Consider the following 16,685-nt stretch of genomic DNA (forward strand, 5'->3'; position numbering starts at 1 on the left):
AGAGACATATCATGAGTAACAAGAGCAACAACAAAAGCAAAGCGACGGTTGGCCTACAACAAAGCTGGGCCAATACTATTAGTGACTATATTCTACTGCGTCGCGGGCAAACCTACTCAGCATATCAAGCGATAGATATAGAAGCTGATACTGGTAGCAGCCTAACCGATGATCCAACCGATAAGTTAGAAGACAGCTACTTATTTACTGCTTTATTTATGATGTTAGCGACTCATTTAGAGGAGGGGCATACTGTATTGACTATCACCGCTATTGAGCATGAAGTACCGTTACAAGGTCAAATTAACCATGAAGTAGTCACGCTATATGGCTGGCAGCAACAGTTATTGGAAATGCTAGCTATGCCGCTTTTTGTTCTGATAGATGATGTACAGCCAAGTAATGACGCTGGCGCCGAAATGTCCTTGTTTGATTTATTAGATACTTTATTTAGTAAGCGAGATCAGCTTTGGACACAGCTCTCGCTCAGTAACCATGAAAAGGACATGCTAAACAAGCGTTTTGATACGATTGCTATGCTATATCAAGTACTAAGAGATATGGATTTAGTTTCTTTCATGCATTTAATTAATGTTCATGCTTTGTTCGAAAAAGTTGAAACTAGTAGCAATAATAATAAAAATAGCCTAAGCAAAAGAAATAAACCAGTTATGTACAAAGAAATCCGCAACAGAAGTGCAGGAAAGTCTATAACTTTTTGGCTTCATCGTGCATGGCAAGCTGAATTTAATTTAGCAAAAAATATCAACAATATTTTGAATCAAAAAGTAAGCCCTCTACAAATAGCAATACCTCAGAGTCTTCACGAAAATCAAATAAAGGCGATTAATGTCGCTAACAATAACGCGTTTAGTATTATTACCGGTGGCCCAGGGACGGGCAAGACATATACTGTGGCTCAGCTAGTGATCGCGCTACAACAGGCTTCAGAGGGTAAGGGTACTGAAGAGAATATTATATTTAGTACAGATAGTGCCAGCTTAGCGTTAGCAGCACCAACTGGGAAAGCAGCGCAGCGTATGCAAGAGTCTCTACAAGTGGCTCTAGATGCAGCAGATGTAAAGCTGCAATTGCAAGAAGCGAAAACGATTCATCGTTTATTAGGTATTGGTCGAACGGGTAGTCCACGCTATGGTGCTGATAATCCACTGGGCGAAGATATCATTATCGTTGACGAGGCATCAATGTTAGGGGTTGAGCTTGCAAATTATCTTGTCAGTGCGGTAAAACCAGGCGCAAGACTTATATTATTAGGAGACGCCAATCAACTAGCAGCAGTCGATGCAGGAGCAGTATTGGCAGACCTGTGCCGCATTCCATTACTACAACCTATACATGCGGAGTTAACTGAAAGTCGCCGATTTAGTGCCGATTCAGGTATCGGAAGATTAGCTTACGAAATCAACAATACAAAAGCAGACACAAAAGCAATTTGGCAACTCCTAAAAAATGATAACGCATTGAACTTTCAACATATAAATATGATCCAGACAGAAGACTCTAAAGGTAACAAACTAATAAATAGCCTAAGCAATGAAAAAAATATTTTAAAAATCACAGAGAATTATAAAAAATATCTGAGAAAAGTAGAGAGTCTTTTGGAAACCCCGATAGAAAAATCTGTGCCACATTCGGTAAAAACTACAGTCGCATCACTAACAGAAACCTTCAACGAATTTAGAATTTTGAGTGCTGGTCATAGTGGAGAATGGGGCGATCATTATATTAATAATTATCTTACCCAGTGGCATCTGACTGAGCTAAAACTACCACTCGGTCAAAACACATGGTTTCATGGTCGCCCAATCATGGTGCTACAGAACAATTATGAGTTAGGACTATTTAATGGTGATATTGGGTTTTGTTTACAAACCTTAGATGATCAGAGTAGGTTGGAGGTGTTTTTTGAAAATAAGACGCAAGGGATTGCGGTCAACTTACTGAATGAGGAACTGATTGCTACAGCATATACAATGACTATCCATAAGTCACAGGGGTCTGAGTTCGATCATGTGGCAATTACTTTTGACAACAGCCATACTAGATTGCTGAGCAAAGAGCTTATTTATACAGCAGTCACACGTGCCAAGAAAAAGGTGACGATATATAGCACCAAACATGCTTTTGAAATAGCAGTTAAGACACCAACAGAGCGTCACACTGGTTTAGCCTTGCAGTTTTAACCATTGTTATCTATTTACTCTGTTTTTCATGCAATAAAAAAGCATCCAAGTTGGATGCTTTTTTATGATTGACACATTTCAAAGAGTATAAGGCTTAAACTTTATCTTCTTTGATAGCATAAATACCGGGTAGGTGACGCAAGTAACCGTGGAAATCCATACCACAGCCATATACATAGCGATCCGCCACGTTGATACCTACAAAATCAACATCAAAATCTGCAACTTTACGCTCGTGTTCTTTGTTTAATAGTACACAGCACTCAAGCGATAAAGGTTTTTCTTTACTTAGCTCTTCGACAACGGCTTTTAGGGTAATACCTTCGTCAAAAATATCATCAATCAATAATACGTGCTCGCCCTCAATGCTCACGTCAGGCTTGAATTTCCAGTCGAGGTCATTAGTACCTTCGTTGTCACGATAACGCGTCGCATGGATATAGTGCATACGATGATAGAACGTCAGGTGGGTAAGTAACTGGCCAGCTGGAATCAATCCGCCATTCATAACAACCATTACAATTGGGTTCAGACCAGCGTAGTGTAGATTAAGTTGAGCGGCTAGGCGCTCATAAGCAGCGGCTACTTCGATACTGCTGATAAGGCACTCTGAGTTGCGTAATGTTTTTTCGATTTCTTGGTTACTGATTTGGGTCATCGGGTGCGCCTTTGGTAAAAAGTGCCGCTTATTTTAGCAAATTTTAGTGAATTTGCCCAACGTCATAAAGCGTTTAGGACAAAATTAATCTAACTTTTGGGGTTATTCTGGCTTTTCTACAATAAATGGGCGGTAATAATTTGCTAAACGGTTAAGCGAGTCATTGGGTAAGTCGGGTAATAGCTTATTGAGGGCCATATTCATACCCTTATCAATTGCAGATTTGGCAACCGGTACTGACTTACGCTTGATCATACCAAGCTTTAACGTTTCGGCATAGCGAGTTACAAAATGGGTTAGTGTGGCATCGTTCATCGTTTCTAGTGCTGTCTTGAATTTGGCTCTATCTACGTGGTCTGGCGTGATAGCAGCAAACCCTTCAACGATGGTTTTTGCGTTTGTTTCAGACAGTTTAAAGCCGACCCGTTTGGCTCCCTCATTATCGATAAATGTCGCATGATCTCTCAAAAAATGAAAGCTCGGTAATACTTCTTCGTTATTTTCTTTACCCAATAAGATATTGAGTAGGGTATCGGTGGTACTTTCAATCGTTCCAACGATTTTACGCATAGATGCTTGACGCTCAGGGTTTGGAATAATCTCTACCAAACCAATCAATAAATTGTCCGTCAAGTCACGAGCAGTCTGATGTGTAAGCGCGTCGCGATAAGGATAATATTCCACATGTTCATCTGAAGCAACGACTTGTTCGGCCTCACTAATTAATGCTTTTAATTTATCTGAAGGGTGGAATCCAAAATAATGTGCCATTGCGCTTCCTTTATTTGTTGTTTTTCATCTCTTACATACGTTACATTTGTCGTGAAATCGGTTACTATTCAACCAGAATTTTAAATAAAGACTCACAACACTATATGCTACTTAGTGACGTGCTCTAATTGTAAAATGCAAGATTGTACTGATATTTGTCTTTCAACATTCCTACGATTTATCCAACTATGGGTGAGATGAGTCACTCACCGCACACTAATTTAGCATATTTTTTATATTTTGATTTAAAAAGCTTGAACTTATACGGCTACCTACTACTTGTCTAGGGAGAGATAAGATGAATAGTGCTATTGTACTTCTATTCGGCGTTGCTGCCATGCTGTGCGGCTACGTGTTTTACTCAAAATTCATTGCTACTAAGATATTGGCATTGGATAACAGCCGTCCCACGCCAGCACACACTATGAAAGATGGGGTCGATTATGTCCCCACCAACAAGTATGTGCTTTGGGGACATCACTTTACATCGGTGGCAGGTGCTGCACCTATTATCGGTCCTGCAATTGCTGTCATTTGGGGCTGGGTACCTGCCGTTATTTGGGTAGTATTTGGTACCATCTTTATGGCTGGTGTACATGATATGTCTGCCATTTGGGCAAGTATGCGCAACAGAGGTCAGTCGATTGGCTCTATTGCTGGTACTGTCATGGGCACACGTGTCCGTAGTCTGATGATGGTTGTGATTTTCTTGCTATTGCTGATGGTTAACGCCGTATTTGGTGTCGCTATTGCAAACATGATGATCAAAACCCCATCTGCTGTACTGCCAGTTTGGGGTGCCTTGGTAGTTGCGCTTATCATCGGTCAGTGTATTTATCGCTACAAAATGAATCTCGTTTGGGTGTCTATCATCGGTGTTAGTGCACTATATGGCCTTATTTATCTTGGCCCTATGTTCCCGATTGTATTGCCTGAGACTGTCTTTGGACTGCCTGATAATGCCGTCTGGATTATTATTTTGTTCAGCTATGCAGCTATCGCCTCGTTATTACCTGTATGGATGCTGCTCCAGCCTCGTGATTACATCAACGGATTACAGTTATTTGTCGGTTTGATTCTGTTATATGCTGCTATTTTTATTGGTACGCCAGACATCGTGGCACCAGCAATAAATACAACATTGCCCGTTGATACACCGTCACTTATGCCACTATTGTTTGTGACCATTGCTTGTGGTGCGATATCTGGATTCCATGGACTGGTTGCGACAGGGACGACATCTAAGCAGATTGATAAAGAGGAAGACGCGCGTTTTGTTGGTTATTTTGGCGCATTAGGTGAGGGCATGTTGGCGCTTGGCGCAATTTTAGCAGCAACAGCAGGCTTTGCGACACTCGGAGATTGGCAAGCGGTCTATCAAAAATTTGGTGATGGTTCTATCGGTGCCTTTATTGATGGCGGTGCGACTATTTTGAATGCTGGTGTGGGTATCGATATGGTGTTATCGCAGACGATGCTTACAGTTATGGCAGCATTGTTTGCAGGTACGACCATGGATACTGGCGTACGCTTACAACGTTATATTTTCCAAGAGTTTGGCGAGTTTTATAATTTACCAATACTGAATAAAAGCGTCGTGGCAACGTTACTTGCTGTTGGCAGCTGTTTACTATTAGCCTTTGGTGCTGGTGGTATTGATGGTGCTGGTGGTATGATTATTTGGCCATTATTCGGTACGACTAACCAGCTCATGGCAGCCTTGACCTTAATGATTGTAACGGTAATTTTGCTACGCAAAGGCAAGCCAGTTTGGTACACCTTAGCACCGTTGTCGTTCCTGTTGGTCATGACTGTCTTTGCATTGCTAATTCAGCTAAAAACCTTCTTTACTGATGGAAATTGGCTACTGATCATTATGGATATTATTATCTTGATCGCTACGGTCTTAGTGACGTTTGAGAGTCTATCCGTACTCCGTAAAGAGTGGTCGATACATAAAGGTAAAGGCGGAGAAGTTTAAGCCTTTAGCTGTCTAACATATTTAACAAACAAAAACGCTAGCAGCAATTGCTGGCGTTTTTTGTATCATATAGGCATGATAGATAACAATAAATAGGAAAAGGGGTGAGTGTATTATGGAAAATAAAAATATCTTAGCAGACACCAAAAATGTCCAACCATGGTGGCAACGGTTTGCTGCTGGTCTAAATGAGTTTTATCATGCGCCTTATCGACAGACAATGGCACGAGCTGCCCGTGATGAAGAAGATTTTTTTATGCTACTCATGTTTGCTGAGAGTTTGGGCATCGATAATCCTGCCAGCTTTTATACGTTAGAGTTGCAGCCATTATTTTTAGAGAACTTTCATGAGTGGCATACGCGTATGGGCATGGATAGATGTCCATTTGATCATGTTGGTTGTTGCTAGTGATTTGGTAGCTAGAGAAAAATAAAAACAGTTTGAAAAATGAGATAGAGATATGGCATTACATCCCTTACATGGATTCGTAGAACAGCTAACGACACAACCGATTATATTTATCGGAGGCAAGGGCGGTGTAGGGAAAACCACCACTGCTGCTGCACTTGCCAGCTATTACGCAAGCCAACAGCAAAAAACCTTAATTGTTTCAACCGACCCTGCACACAGTTTGGGCGATGTCCTAAATACCCGTTTAAAGAACGAAAAAACAGTCATCTCTCCCTACCTAGATGCCATCGAGCTAGATCCTGATATTATCGTTGACGAGCACTTTGCCCAAGTTGAGCGTACGATTAAGTCCTATGCCAATCCAGATATGATGCCCAAAATTCGTGAGCATTTGAGACTGTCAAAGTCAGCACCTGGTGCCCAGGAAGCAGCGATGCTTGAATCAATGTGTCAGCATTTGGTTGCAGCCGCGAGTGCAGGTTATGAACATATTATCTTTGATACCGCACCAACGGGACATACCTTAAGATTATTGGTACTACCAGAGATGATGGGAGCATGGACAGATGGTCTACTAGCGCAGCAGCGCAGACAAGCCAAACTGCGCTCAGTGGCGACGCATTTGGACAGTCACAATCAGAAAAGTAATCAAAAGAGCCATCAGACCGACAATCTCACAAAAGAAGTGCCAAACCCATTTGCAGCAAAAAAATCTGACCGCTGGGAGCAAGCGGTATCGGTATTAGAGAAGCGCAAGCAGTTGTTTCGACAGGCAGGATTACTACTACATGACCGCACCCAAACCGCAATTGTGTTGGTTATGACTGCGGATGTTCTGCCATTGGCAGAGACCAAGCGAGCTATTGAGCAACTAGAAGAGAGTAAGCTCACACCAGCAGCGATAGTTATTAACCAGCTGATAACGCCCACTCAATCGGATGAGTTTTGGCGCCGTCGTGCTGAGCGTCAACAGCAATTGATGCAAGATATTGAAAATAATTTTTCCAAGTATCTCTTGTATCCGATTTATCTACAACAGACAGACGTACGCGGCACAGAGGCATTAAGCGCTTTATTAGAGGCAAAAAGTTAGCGACAAAAAACCAAAGTAGCCCTATTAGGTTTTGCTTACTATATATGGTTACGATTCGCGCTTATATGATTGCAGCTTACCTGACAGCGACCATGCCATGTCTGTGCGTAGCAACTGCGCTTGTTCGGACTTGCCACTGCTAAGCGATGACCATTGCGGTTTGCCGCGAGCTTTTTTTAGCTCGCTTGGCAATTTGTGTGTGGGCCATACGGTAATAGATTGAACCTCTTCATTATCGTCATCATTATTTAATGATGTCTCAAGGCTATCTTTTTCGCCTTTGTATAACAGTTGAGTGGCGTCTGTCGCAGCATGACCGCGATGACGCAAGGCAGTGAGTAAGTCTATCGCTCGGGTCGCAAGCAATGTCAATGTCGCAGGATCGATATACAAGCGTTTTACTCCTGTGATTCTATCAGCAATACTACTGGTATTAGACAGTAACCCGCCTGCGATACCGCCAATTGCAGCACCTAAACCCAATGTCGTGCCAAGCGCCGCTGCATCAATACCCAACCCCAGTAGCGCACCCGCTGCGGCACCAGACGTGGTGCGGATACCATAGCTTTTGAGCAATTCAGGATCGAATGGGTCTTGTTGGTAGGCTTGCAGTTCAAGTGGGGTTGCCGCGACGGCATTGTCATAGAATTTATAAAGATTAAGAAGGTTGTGCTGCATCGCACGCTCACTTTGTCTGACCGCTTCTTGCATTTGGGCCAATACAGGCATCGGGTCATCATCTTCATTGATCTCACGTACGAATGCAGCGACATTCAATAAAAAATCCGCAATGATGATATTGGCTTCATCATACAGCTGTGCCCAGTCCTCAGTCCGGCGCTGCATCAATTGCTCAAGCATCTCAGAGTGGGTGAGCATGGTAGCAAGATTGGTCCATAAACGCATCTCGTCCTCAAACTCAAACGCAACGGAATCAAAACGTGTAGAGATATGTAGATTGCGTCTTGCCAGCATGGTCTGCCAGTCATCGATATTGGCATCCTGACTGTCAGTAAAATTAAAAACGGGCATGACAGGAATAGCCGCCCAAGATAAAATAGCCAGCTCGTCTTTATATTTACCCAATACAGGCTCGCGCGCATCTACCACATATATGGCCATATCACTTGCTAGCAGCTGACGAATCACCTTGGCTTCTTGGCTATAATCATAGGACAAGTCATAGCTGTCTGCACCTTGAGCAACATCGGCAGCCAAAAATTGCTGCAAACGCTCAATACCATCACGGCGACTGGCGGTATTATCCTCCAACCAGTCCATCAGTCCTGATGCATCCTCTAGACCTGGCGTGTCGTACAATGCTACCAGTATCTCCCCCGTTTTACTGTCTGTCAGGCTTGCTTGTTCTACATGGCGTGTGGTTGCTGCTTCGTTTTTGACCTCACCAAAATACACATCTCGCAATAAGGTACGCAGTATGGACGTCTTGCCAGTATTGGTATGACCAACCACTGCTAATTTTAGTGCTTCGCCACTGGCAATGGTTTTCTTTGTCGTATTTTTGGTTGCAGTTGGCGCTTGCGAGCTATTGGGGCTACTATTGAGATTGTCGTAGTTATTTGAGTCACGAGGCAACGCCTTATCTGCAAAGAGACCAACAGGCTTATGGTTTTCGTGAACATCTTTTTTATTATCATTATTCATAATTGCGTCTTATCATTATTGATGACTAAAATAGCCATATAAAGTAGCCATGTATTGTAAAACAAATCTGGTTGAGTGTTGGTTATGCATACGTACTATTGCTTCGATACATCGCCGTTATAAATCACTTATGAGATTGCGCTAGGCGGGCGTAGTAGTACCTTGAGCTTTTTCTTAAGCCCTTTAGCACGAAAAAACCGCTGCCACATGCGGTAAAAGACCCCAAATATCAGACTAATAATATTGTCATGGCTATCCTCACCAACTGCACCATATCTGACGGGATTATTGCTTATATCTTCTTCTACATAAGTACCAAACCAACGGTCAAAAATAATAAGGACGCCGCCGTAGTTTTGGTCAATATATTCGTTATTGGTGCCATGATGGGCGCGGTGATTGGATGGTGTGTCAAAAATATACTCAATCCATTTTGGGAATTTCCCAACCGTCTCGGTATGGATAAAGAACTGATAGATCAAATCTAGAGCATAAAAGAAAAACACCCATACCGGGTGAACGCCTAGCAACATCAGTGGAACAAAGAACACCCACCAGCCCGTTACTGAGTACAGCAGACTCTGGCGCATAGCAGTCGATAAGTTCATATTATCATCTGAATGGTGTACGACATGCGCTGACCAAAACCAATTCATACGGTGTGATGCACGGTGAAACCAATAGTAGCTAAATTCAACAGCGACAAATATAGGGATGGCTGTCAGCCATGTCACCTCGATGGTGAACAATCGATACTGATACAACCACAGGCAAATAGGTAGCACGATCAGTGCTTGGACAATCAGCTCAAACCCCAAGTAGGAACCACCCAAACTAAAATTGGTCATCGCACGGCGCCAGCTAAAGTGCTTACCGTTACCACGCCTAGACTGATAGAACCACTCCGCCAAAAACAATAAGAAGAAGGGACCGCCTGCCAGCGGCAATAACCATTCTTGCCAGTGTGCAGGTAAGATACTTGCCAGCATCGGCTGCCATGACTCGGGGGAGGCCGCTAGTATGCTTTGGTTTAGTGCCTCTTTGTAATCGTCTAATACCTGACCATACTGACCGAGCGTCAAGAGAGTATTGTCTGCTGCCATATCGGGCTCCTAGCCACTATAAAACATCCTTGTTAACTCAATGACCTTTATCGCTAATTTTTATCGGGTCATGAGAAATCCAACCGTTTATCCATCATACTTGTTTTATGTTGTTTTAGTTACGATGACAATTGCCATGAAAAAAGTGCCGTTAAAAATACGACTCTAAAAAAGTCAATAGTCTAATAATTAACGTCAACTAAACCAATTTTTCGCGCAGAGAGTGCGGTTTGCCACTGCTGATAGCGAACGGCTTGTTTGTCTATTGGGGCATCGTTAGGTGTAAAATCAGTATCAGTAAGTGGTTGAGTGTCACTGAGTAGCTGTACAATCAGTCCATCTGTTGCATGAGCGGCGATTTGGTCAAGCTTACGTAGCGTACCACGGTCAGGCAATGCCTTACTATGAATACCCAGTAGTACTTGTACTGGATGCTCATCCAAGTAGTCTTTGAGACGTGCCATGTCCTCACGGTCATCCACAATACCGAAATTCTCAATGCTTTCTGATTTTTCAAGACCTGACTGCCACCATGTTTGCTGATCTGAGGGGTATTCGAGTAGGGCAACCAGTTTTTTGCCAGCACTCACCGCCGCTTTGGGTGCGATAGGTGCTGGCGCTTCTGTAAAGTCATCGGCATCAACCACATGGCGCTGCCAAAAATTGATTATCTTTTGATAATACGGTTGCTTGATGTCCAAACGCATTTTTTTGCGGCGGAACATCAAGGCACAAAATGCCCATGCTATCGCGCGCGGCACAATACCGTACATAAGCAAACTACCCACTAGCAAGCCTGCCCATTGCCGCGCAACAGACAATGGCATGGCGTCTGTCACAAGGCGGCTTTGGGCAATGGCAGTACTATCTGGCACATCGAACCCAACCATACTGGGCAGCCAGCCGAGGATTTGAGTCAAGCTTACTAGCGCCTGATCAGAGAGTAGGGTCGACTCCCAGCTAAAGCTATACTGGCGCACAATCAACAAAAATATAATTGCAAGCAGCATACCCGTCAATGTCGCAAGCCACAACTGATGGCTAAATCTGCCCAAATACCAGCGCATACCGCTATGCTGCAACTGCCGCTCATAAAGATCGACTGCCGCCTTGGTCACATCGTCTTTACCGCGTATAAGGTAGCTTGGACTGGCAAAGCTGGCAAACCAACTGGGCGCTTGTTGGTCTCGATTGATGAGTGTCATGACAAGCCAACCGCCAAGCATAATAGTGTGAAACCCAAGCAAGCAGACCAGTACATAAAAGAAATTAACGACGTTGGATTGCAAGAGGGTAAATAATCCCAAAAATCCCGAGAGGCACCACACCACACTCATGACAATCATAATGCCTTTTATGCGACCATCAATTTTACCAAGCACCCGAGCGAGCGCCCCATTGCTATCGATACGGGATGCACGTCTATGCAGTTTTTGGATAGGTGTGCCAACCTCACCCTGTAGCTTTTCAGTGATAAGTAACGGGTCAGTAGCAAACACATGCTGATCGCTCTCTAAGGCACGTACTAGTTCGGTCAATTGGTCTTGAGGTGATAGCATAAGGCGCTGATATCCGTATAAAAACATCAATATAAAAATAAGATACAACAAAACGTCGGTTTAATCGCTAGCAATTATTGTAGCGTATATTGACTATAGCAAACCCTCATAAAATCAGCCAAAATAAATAAAGACTTATAAACAAGGAAAAGTATCACATGAATGACAAAATTTATTTAATTATCGGTGGTACAGGCGGTATTGGTCAAGCGATGGTTCAGCAGCTGGTGCAAGCCAATAACAGCCATGGTGTACAAATATTTGCCACTTATCATCGCACTGAACCTGATATCGAAACAGAAAACCTGCACTGGCTACCGATGGATATCAGCGATGAGGACAGCATCAAAAACGCGGCCGATACCATCAAGCAGACAGTCGGCCATATAGATTGGGTCATCAACTGTGTGGGGTTATTGCATACAGATACCGCGCAGCCAGAGAAAGCGCTGCGACAAATGGATACCGAGTTTTTTTTGCAAAATATGCAAATCAATGCGCTAGCAGGGTTGCTCGTCGCCAAGCACATCAAGCCATTGTTCGCCAAAGCTGAACGTAGTGCTGAGCATCCAGCGATTTTTGCGACCATATCGGCCCGTGTTGGCAGTATTACTGACAATCAGCTCGGCGGTTGGTATAGCTATAGAATGAGTAAGGCGGCGCTCAATATGGGTATGAAAAATCTAAGTATCGAATGGGGCAGGTCACTAAAAGACGTGTGCGTGGTTGTCATGCAACCAGGCACTGTTGATACTCAGCTCTCCGCGCCGTTCCAAGGCAATGTTGCTGAAGGACATCTGTTCTCACCAGCATATAGCGCGAAGTGCTTATTAGATGTCCTATTAGGGATGACGGCAGCCCAATCAGGCAGTTTTGTCGATTGGGCGGGAGAGTCGATACCTTGGTAGCAGTTATATTAGCTAAATAAGACCATAAAAGATGCGCCGTTAATCAGCCATAATTAGTAAGCCATGAATAAGTCCATAAACTCATTTACCGGTGTTTGTTCTAGTCTTTCTTGATCGTCACACAATTCAATGATCTGCTGACAACGGCTGTCGACAAAACGAGTTGCCAGACTGGCACGGAACTTTGCCTCTAATACAGGAATGCCTTCGGCGCGTCGGCGTTTATGACCGATAGGATATTCAATGGCAACTTTTTCTGTGCTGCTACCATCTGCAAAAAATATTTGAATGGCATTGGCGATAGAGCGCTTACTGGGATCATGATAGTCCTTTGAGTACTGTACGTTTTCTTCTACTACCATTTTGCCGCGTAGCTCATCAATGGATAGATGCTCCTCGTGATAGTCGTTCTCGTAGTGCTCCGCCATTAGATCACCTGTCAATAGTGGCACGGCTACCATATATTGTAAGCAGTGATCGCGATCGGCTGGGTTGGCAAGCGCGCCTTCTTTCGAGATGATGCGAATCGCTGAGTCATGCGTGGTCAAAACGATTTTTTCGATATCATCTACTCGGTCTTTGACATGTGGATGCAAAATGACCGCTGCTTCACAAGCGGTCTGAGCGTGAAATTCAGCAGGAAAGCTTATTTTGAATAAAATATTTTCCATCACGTAACTGCCAAAATCACGCTGAAAGGTAAAACGGCGCTCGTCTTGTGGCTTTGTGGCCAGATCCTGATTGGTATGGCTGAACAGCACATCATAAAATCCCCACTGCGGTGCGGTTAATGCGCCTGGGATACCCATCTCGCCGCGCGCGGTGATATCTACTAGGCGTACTGCACGACTGGTTGCATCACCGGCTGCCCATGATTTTCTACTACCAGCGTTGGGGGCATGGCGATAGGTGCGCAGTGCCTGACCATCAACGAGGGCTTGCGAGATGGCTGCCATGATGCGCTCACGGGGTAGCTGGTAGAGTTTGGCAACTACCGCAGTGGAAGCCAGTTTGACCAAAAACACATGATCGAGCCCCACACGGTTGAATGAGTTCTCAAGCGCGAGTACGCCTTGAATCTCATGCGCCATGATCATCGCTTCAAGCACGGCCTTCATCGTAAGCGGCGCTCGTCCTTGGCTGATATTTTTCTGACTGATATAGTCCGCGACCGCCAAGATACCACCCAAGTTATCAGAAGGATGTCCCCATTCGGCAGCGAGCCACGTGTCATTGTAGTCAAGCCAGCGCACGATACAGCCGATATCAAAAGCGGCTTTGATTGGATCTAGCCGATAAGCAGTACCAGGAACACGCGCGCCATGTGGTGTTATCTGGTCGGAACAATTAGGGCCTAAGTGCTTGGTACACTCAGGAAATCTCAGCGCCAGCAGACCGCAGCCAATGGTGTCCATCAGGCAATAACGCGCGGTGCTCCATGCCTCAGCAGCGTTCGATGATTCGTCATCTATTGAATAATTAAGCACATAATCGGCAATCTTTTGGATTTCGACGTCGTATTCCGGACGAACATTGCTCTCTACGGTTGCATTTTTTGTATTTGCATTGGCTGTATTTGAATGATTATCTGAGTGATTATTTGACATGGTTGTGTCCTCTTCCTTGAGTGTGCCGCTTTATTAACCAATGATTCTGGTTATCCTTTTAAAGCCATCGTCATTTAAAAGTAGCACACTCAATATGGAACAACCAATTTGAATTGTGTTAAGAATTAAGACCTTACTTGCCGTTTAAATCATGAGATATAGCAACCCTAAGATAAACAGCGCCGCTATAATAAACAGCAGAAAACTCAAAACTTTGGTTGTGGTTGATGCGGTGTCGGTGCTCTCTTTTTTGACTTTATTTTTCTTGGCGACATACAGTACCATCTTTACATGCTCGATATTGTCCTCGAGATAATGCTCGCCTTCAGGCACAAAGCCCAAAGACTCATAAAAACTTAGCAAGTACACCTGGGCCGAGATAATAATCGGGCGCTTTTTGCCATATTTTTTGCGACAGTGGGCAATCGCTTGTGTCATCATTTGCCGTGCTAGACCGTCACCTCTATGCTCGGACAGTACGAGCACTCTACCAATAGCTGGCATAGTAGTGTGGTTGGTTTTGATGGCAGGATCAGCAACCGATAGATTTGATTTTAGTTTGTTGAATTCGGGCGGAACGATGCGGCAATAGCCTACTAACGCTGCGTTTTGATGGGCAATAAGGTGCAAGCAATCGAAATCGACCTCATCCATATCTTGATAGGCGCAGCTTTGTTCGACGACAAAGACCTGAGAGCGTGCTTTTAAGATATGATAAAGATCAACTGAGGTCAGCTCGTCAAAGGTTTTTAAAGAAAATTCACAATTCATAATGGTCTAGCTTCTGGCAATAGGCGGTAAAATAGGGGCATTATAACGATTTAAACAGGCATTCACCATGCCTAACCATTTAGGGTTTGACTGATTTTGTCTAAGTTTAGACTATCGGACATAGCACTAAAGATCTCAAAATACTTACCGCGCTGGGCATACAGTACTTCATGTGTGCCTGTCTCGACCACTTCACCATTTTCTATGACTACCAGATCATCAGCATCGATGATTTGAGCAATATTGTGTGAGACCATGATGACGGTACGGTCTTTTTTGATGAGATCTAAGCTTTTTTTGACCTGCTGACTGGCGATAGCGTCTAGGCTGGCGGTCGGCTCGTCCAAAAACACAATAGGTGGGTCTTTTAGAAACATCCTTGCCAGCGCGATACGCTGCTGTTGACCACCTGATAAGGATTTGGCGGTACTCTCATAGCCATCAACTAACCCTATAATCTGCTCGTGGATAGAGGCTTTTTTTGCCGCAATAATAATGTCATCAATGCTGGCATTCATATTGCCGTAGCGGATGTTTTCACTAATCGTACCCGAAAAAATATGATTGCTCTGTAGTACTAGCCCAATGCGTTGACGCAGCTCGTGGGTATCGCAGTCGGCCAAATCATGCCCATCTAAACATATCGTGCCAGCGTCTGGCGCGTAGAACTTGACCAACAGATTAATAATGGTGCTTTTGCCAGCACCAGAGAGACCCACTAATGCAGTGATACGATTGGGCTTGATGGTGAAGCTGACGTCCTTTAGCGCTTGTGTACCATTCGGATAGGTAAAATCAACATTTTTAAGCTCGATATGACCTTTTAGATTGTCGCTACTGATGCCAGCAATATTTTCGACTTGTTTATCGTCTTCTAAAATATCAAAGAAACCTTCGGCATAGGTCAATGCATTATTGATCTGGTCGTAGATACGGTGTAATTGACGGATAGGGGCGGCGACGTTTTGAAACAGCATGACATGAAATAAAATCATGCCAATGGTCATCTCACCTTGTAGGACAAAATAAGCGGTGAGAAGGATGATAACCACGACGCCAATCTGCTCGATAAAGGTTTTGATAGCGTCATAAACAAAACCAATACTGCGAATACGCAGCTGATTATCCGTCATCTCTTTTTGAATGGCTAAGTGCTTCTCAGCTTCGATAGACTCACGAACGAAAGATTTGACGACGCTGATCGAATTGATCAAGGAGATTACCAAACCACTTTTGGCTTCGCGAAACCCGCGCATCTGCCGACGAAACCCTTGCAGACGACGTGCTTGCTTTTGGCTGATAAAGAAGTAAATGGGTATGATAATAAGACCGACCATACCAACCCAAAAATTGGTCGAAAACATGATGATAAGTGCCACAATTGCATTGGCAAATAGCGGTAGCATATCGATAAAGAAGTTTTGCACCAGGCTGGTTAAACTGCTAACCCCGTAATCGATACGGGTTTGCAATTTACCACTGTCATTTTCACTACTGGTATAAAACGCCATACGATAGGTAAGGATGCGCTCAATGATTTTTTGAGACAAATCACGAGACAAGTTGATACGAATCTTTTCACCAAAAAAACGCTGACCGAAAGAGATGAATATCGACAGGATCTCTTTGGTCAGGAGGACCGCACTAATAATCCCTAGCATACGTAAACCCGCCTGCCATGGCTCAGCAAGCGTGGCAATTTCTGTCAAGGTATCGACGGTATAACGCAGTACAAACGCATTAACCTGTGCGGTAAAGGAGCCTAATGCGGTCAGCGCCAAGGTAGCGATAATAAGCAATCGATAAGGTTTAGCAAATACCGCCAGTTTTTTGAGGATATCCCACAGCAGTGCCCGCCGTTCTTTCTTTTCGACTGGAGCTTTCTTGTCTAACTGTACACGGCGGGGTTGGGGAGGTGTCGGCATAAAACTCTATCGTAAATTAAAATAAGCC

13 protein-coding genes are annotated in these 16,685 nt (G+C 44.0%); 5 read left to right on the forward strand and 8 right to left on the reverse strand.

Annotated elements, in window-relative coordinates; translation table 11 throughout:
* Positions 1 to 11 precede the first annotated feature (11 nt).
* Positions 12 to 2,204, forward strand: coding sequence for an exodeoxyribonuclease V subunit alpha (gene recD, locus AC5JPT_RS02955; RefSeq protein ID WP_493857060.1), 2,193 nt, complete (start codon positions 12 to 14; stop codon positions 2,202 to 2,204).
* A 94-nt stretch (positions 2,205 to 2,298) separates the two neighbouring features.
* On the opposite strand, the gene AC5JPT_RS02960 is transcribed toward recD, so the two are convergent.
* Positions 2,299 to 2,862 carry a hypoxanthine-guanine phosphoribosyltransferase gene (locus AC5JPT_RS02960; protein WP_319051655.1) on the reverse strand — a complete coding sequence of 188 codons (564 nt, stop codon included), beginning with the start codon at positions 2,860 to 2,862 and terminating at the stop codon, positions 2,299 to 2,301.
* Between the two features lie 102 nt (positions 2,863 to 2,964).
* Positions 2,965 to 3,633: a hypothetical protein gene (locus tag AC5JPT_RS02965; protein ID WP_493843167.1), complete on the reverse strand. Its 669-nt coding sequence runs from the start codon at positions 3,631 to 3,633 to the stop codon at positions 2,965 to 2,967.
* Positions 3,634 to 3,931: 298 nt separating this feature from the next.
* Between AC5JPT_RS02965 and AC5JPT_RS02970 the strand changes: the two genes are divergently transcribed.
* The 3 genes from AC5JPT_RS02970 to AC5JPT_RS02980 all read left to right on the forward strand — a co-directional run bounded on the left by AC5JPT_RS02970 (position 3,932) and on the right by AC5JPT_RS02980 (position 7,119).
* Positions 3,932 to 5,614, forward strand: coding sequence for a carbon starvation CstA family protein (locus tag AC5JPT_RS02970; RefSeq protein WP_443526499.1), 1,683 nt, complete (start codon positions 3,932 to 3,934; stop codon positions 5,612 to 5,614).
* Between the two features lie 115 nt (positions 5,615 to 5,729).
* Complete coding sequence (locus AC5JPT_RS02975) at positions 5,730 to 6,023, forward strand: cory-CC-star protein (RefSeq protein WP_493857061.1); 294 nt, start codon at positions 5,730 to 5,732, stop codon at positions 6,021 to 6,023.
* A gap of 52 nt (positions 6,024 to 6,075) precedes the next feature.
* The gene (locus tag AC5JPT_RS02980; RefSeq protein ID WP_493857062.1) at positions 6,076 to 7,119 is read left to right on the forward strand and encodes an ArsA family ATPase; all 1,044 of its coding nucleotides are present in this window, start codon (positions 6,076 to 6,078) and stop codon (positions 7,117 to 7,119) included.
* Positions 7,120 to 7,167: 48 nt separating this feature from the next.
* On the opposite strand, the gene AC5JPT_RS02985 is transcribed toward AC5JPT_RS02980, so the two are convergent.
* From AC5JPT_RS02985 to AC5JPT_RS02995, 3 genes are all read right to left on the reverse strand, one after another.
* Positions 7,168 to 8,784: a DUF3482 domain-containing protein gene (locus tag AC5JPT_RS02985; protein ID WP_493857063.1), complete on the reverse strand. Its 1,617-nt coding sequence runs from the start codon at positions 8,782 to 8,784 to the stop codon at positions 7,168 to 7,170.
* A 128-nt stretch (positions 8,785 to 8,912) separates the two neighbouring features.
* A complete protein-coding gene (locus tag AC5JPT_RS02990) occupies positions 8,913 to 9,887 on the reverse strand; it encodes a sterol desaturase family protein (protein ID WP_493857064.1) in 975 nt (324 codons plus the stop codon).
* 182 nt (positions 9,888 to 10,069) lie between these two features.
* On the reverse strand, positions 10,070 to 11,446 hold the full coding sequence (locus AC5JPT_RS02995) for a DUF2868 domain-containing protein (RefSeq protein WP_493857065.1): 1,377 nt from the start codon (positions 11,444 to 11,446) through the stop codon (positions 10,070 to 10,072).
* A gap of 158 nt (positions 11,447 to 11,604) precedes the next feature.
* Between AC5JPT_RS02995 and AC5JPT_RS03000 the strand changes: the two genes are divergently transcribed.
* Positions 11,605 to 12,354: an SDR family oxidoreductase gene (locus AC5JPT_RS03000; protein ID WP_493857066.1), complete on the forward strand. Its 750-nt coding sequence runs from the start codon at positions 11,605 to 11,607 to the stop codon at positions 12,352 to 12,354.
* Positions 12,355 to 12,407: 53 nt separating this feature from the next.
* Here the strand turns inward: AC5JPT_RS03000 and AC5JPT_RS03005 are convergent, their stop codons facing one another.
* The 3 genes from AC5JPT_RS03005 to AC5JPT_RS03015 all read right to left on the reverse strand — a co-directional run bounded on the left by AC5JPT_RS03005 (position 12,408) and on the right by AC5JPT_RS03015 (position 16,657).
* Positions 12,408 to 13,961: a bifunctional 2-methylcitrate dehydratase/aconitate hydratase gene (locus AC5JPT_RS03005; RefSeq protein WP_493857067.1), complete on the reverse strand. Its 1,554-nt coding sequence runs from the start codon at positions 13,959 to 13,961 to the stop codon at positions 12,408 to 12,410.
* Between the two features lie 144 nt (positions 13,962 to 14,105).
* Positions 14,106 to 14,732 (reverse strand): GNAT family N-acetyltransferase, encoded by a 627-nt coding sequence (locus tag AC5JPT_RS03010; protein WP_493857068.1) that lies wholly within the window; start codon positions 14,730 to 14,732, stop codon positions 14,106 to 14,108.
* Positions 14,733 to 14,803: 71 nt separating this feature from the next.
* Positions 14,804 to 16,657, reverse strand: a complete 1,854-nt coding sequence (locus AC5JPT_RS03015; RefSeq protein ID WP_493857069.1) for an ABC transporter ATP-binding protein — start codon at positions 16,655 to 16,657, stop codon at positions 14,804 to 14,806.
* Positions 16,658 to 16,685: the final 28 nt, after the last annotated feature.

Source organism: Psychrobacter sp. H26, from assembly GCF_059073035.1.

Coding starts and splice junctions, on each gene's coding strand:
- AC5JPT_RS02995 (WP_493857065.1), bottom strand. CDS start 11,446: ATGCTATCACCTCAAGACCAATTGACCGAACTAGTACGTGCCTTAGAG.
- AC5JPT_RS02965 (WP_493843167.1), bottom strand. CDS start 3,633: ATGGCACATTATTTTGGATTCCACCCTTCAGATAAATTAAAAGCATTA.
- AC5JPT_RS02985 (WP_493857063.1), bottom strand. CDS start 8,784: ATGAATAATGATAATAAAAAAGATGTTCACGAAAACCATAAGCCTGTT.
- AC5JPT_RS02990 (WP_493857064.1), bottom strand. CDS start 9,887: ATGGCAGCAGACAATACTCTCTTGACGCTCGGTCAGTATGGTCAGGTA.
- AC5JPT_RS03000 (WP_493857066.1), top strand. CDS start 11,605: ATGAATGACAAAATTTATTTAATTATCGGTGGTACAGGCGGTATTGGT.
- AC5JPT_RS02970 (WP_443526499.1), top strand. CDS start 3,932: ATGAATAGTGCTATTGTACTTCTATTCGGCGTTGCTGCCATGCTGTGC.
- recD (WP_493857060.1), top strand. CDS start 12: ATGAGTAACAAGAGCAACAACAAAAGCAAAGCGACGGTTGGCCTACAA.
- AC5JPT_RS02975 (WP_493857061.1), top strand. CDS start 5,730: ATGGAAAATAAAAATATCTTAGCAGACACCAAAAATGTCCAACCATGG.
- AC5JPT_RS03015 (WP_493857069.1), bottom strand. CDS start 16,657: ATGCCGACACCTCCCCAACCCCGCCGTGTACAGTTAGACAAGAAAGCT.
- AC5JPT_RS03005 (WP_493857067.1), bottom strand. CDS start 13,961: ATGTCAAATAATCACTCAGATAATCATTCAAATACAGCCAATGCAAAT.
- AC5JPT_RS02960 (WP_319051655.1), bottom strand. CDS start 2,862: ATGACCCAAATCAGTAACCAAGAAATCGAAAAAACATTACGCAACTCA.
- AC5JPT_RS02980 (WP_493857062.1), top strand. CDS start 6,076: ATGGCATTACATCCCTTACATGGATTCGTAGAACAGCTAACGACACAA.
- AC5JPT_RS03010 (WP_493857068.1), bottom strand. CDS start 14,732: ATGAATTGTGAATTTTCTTTAAAAACCTTTGACGAGCTGACCTCAGTT.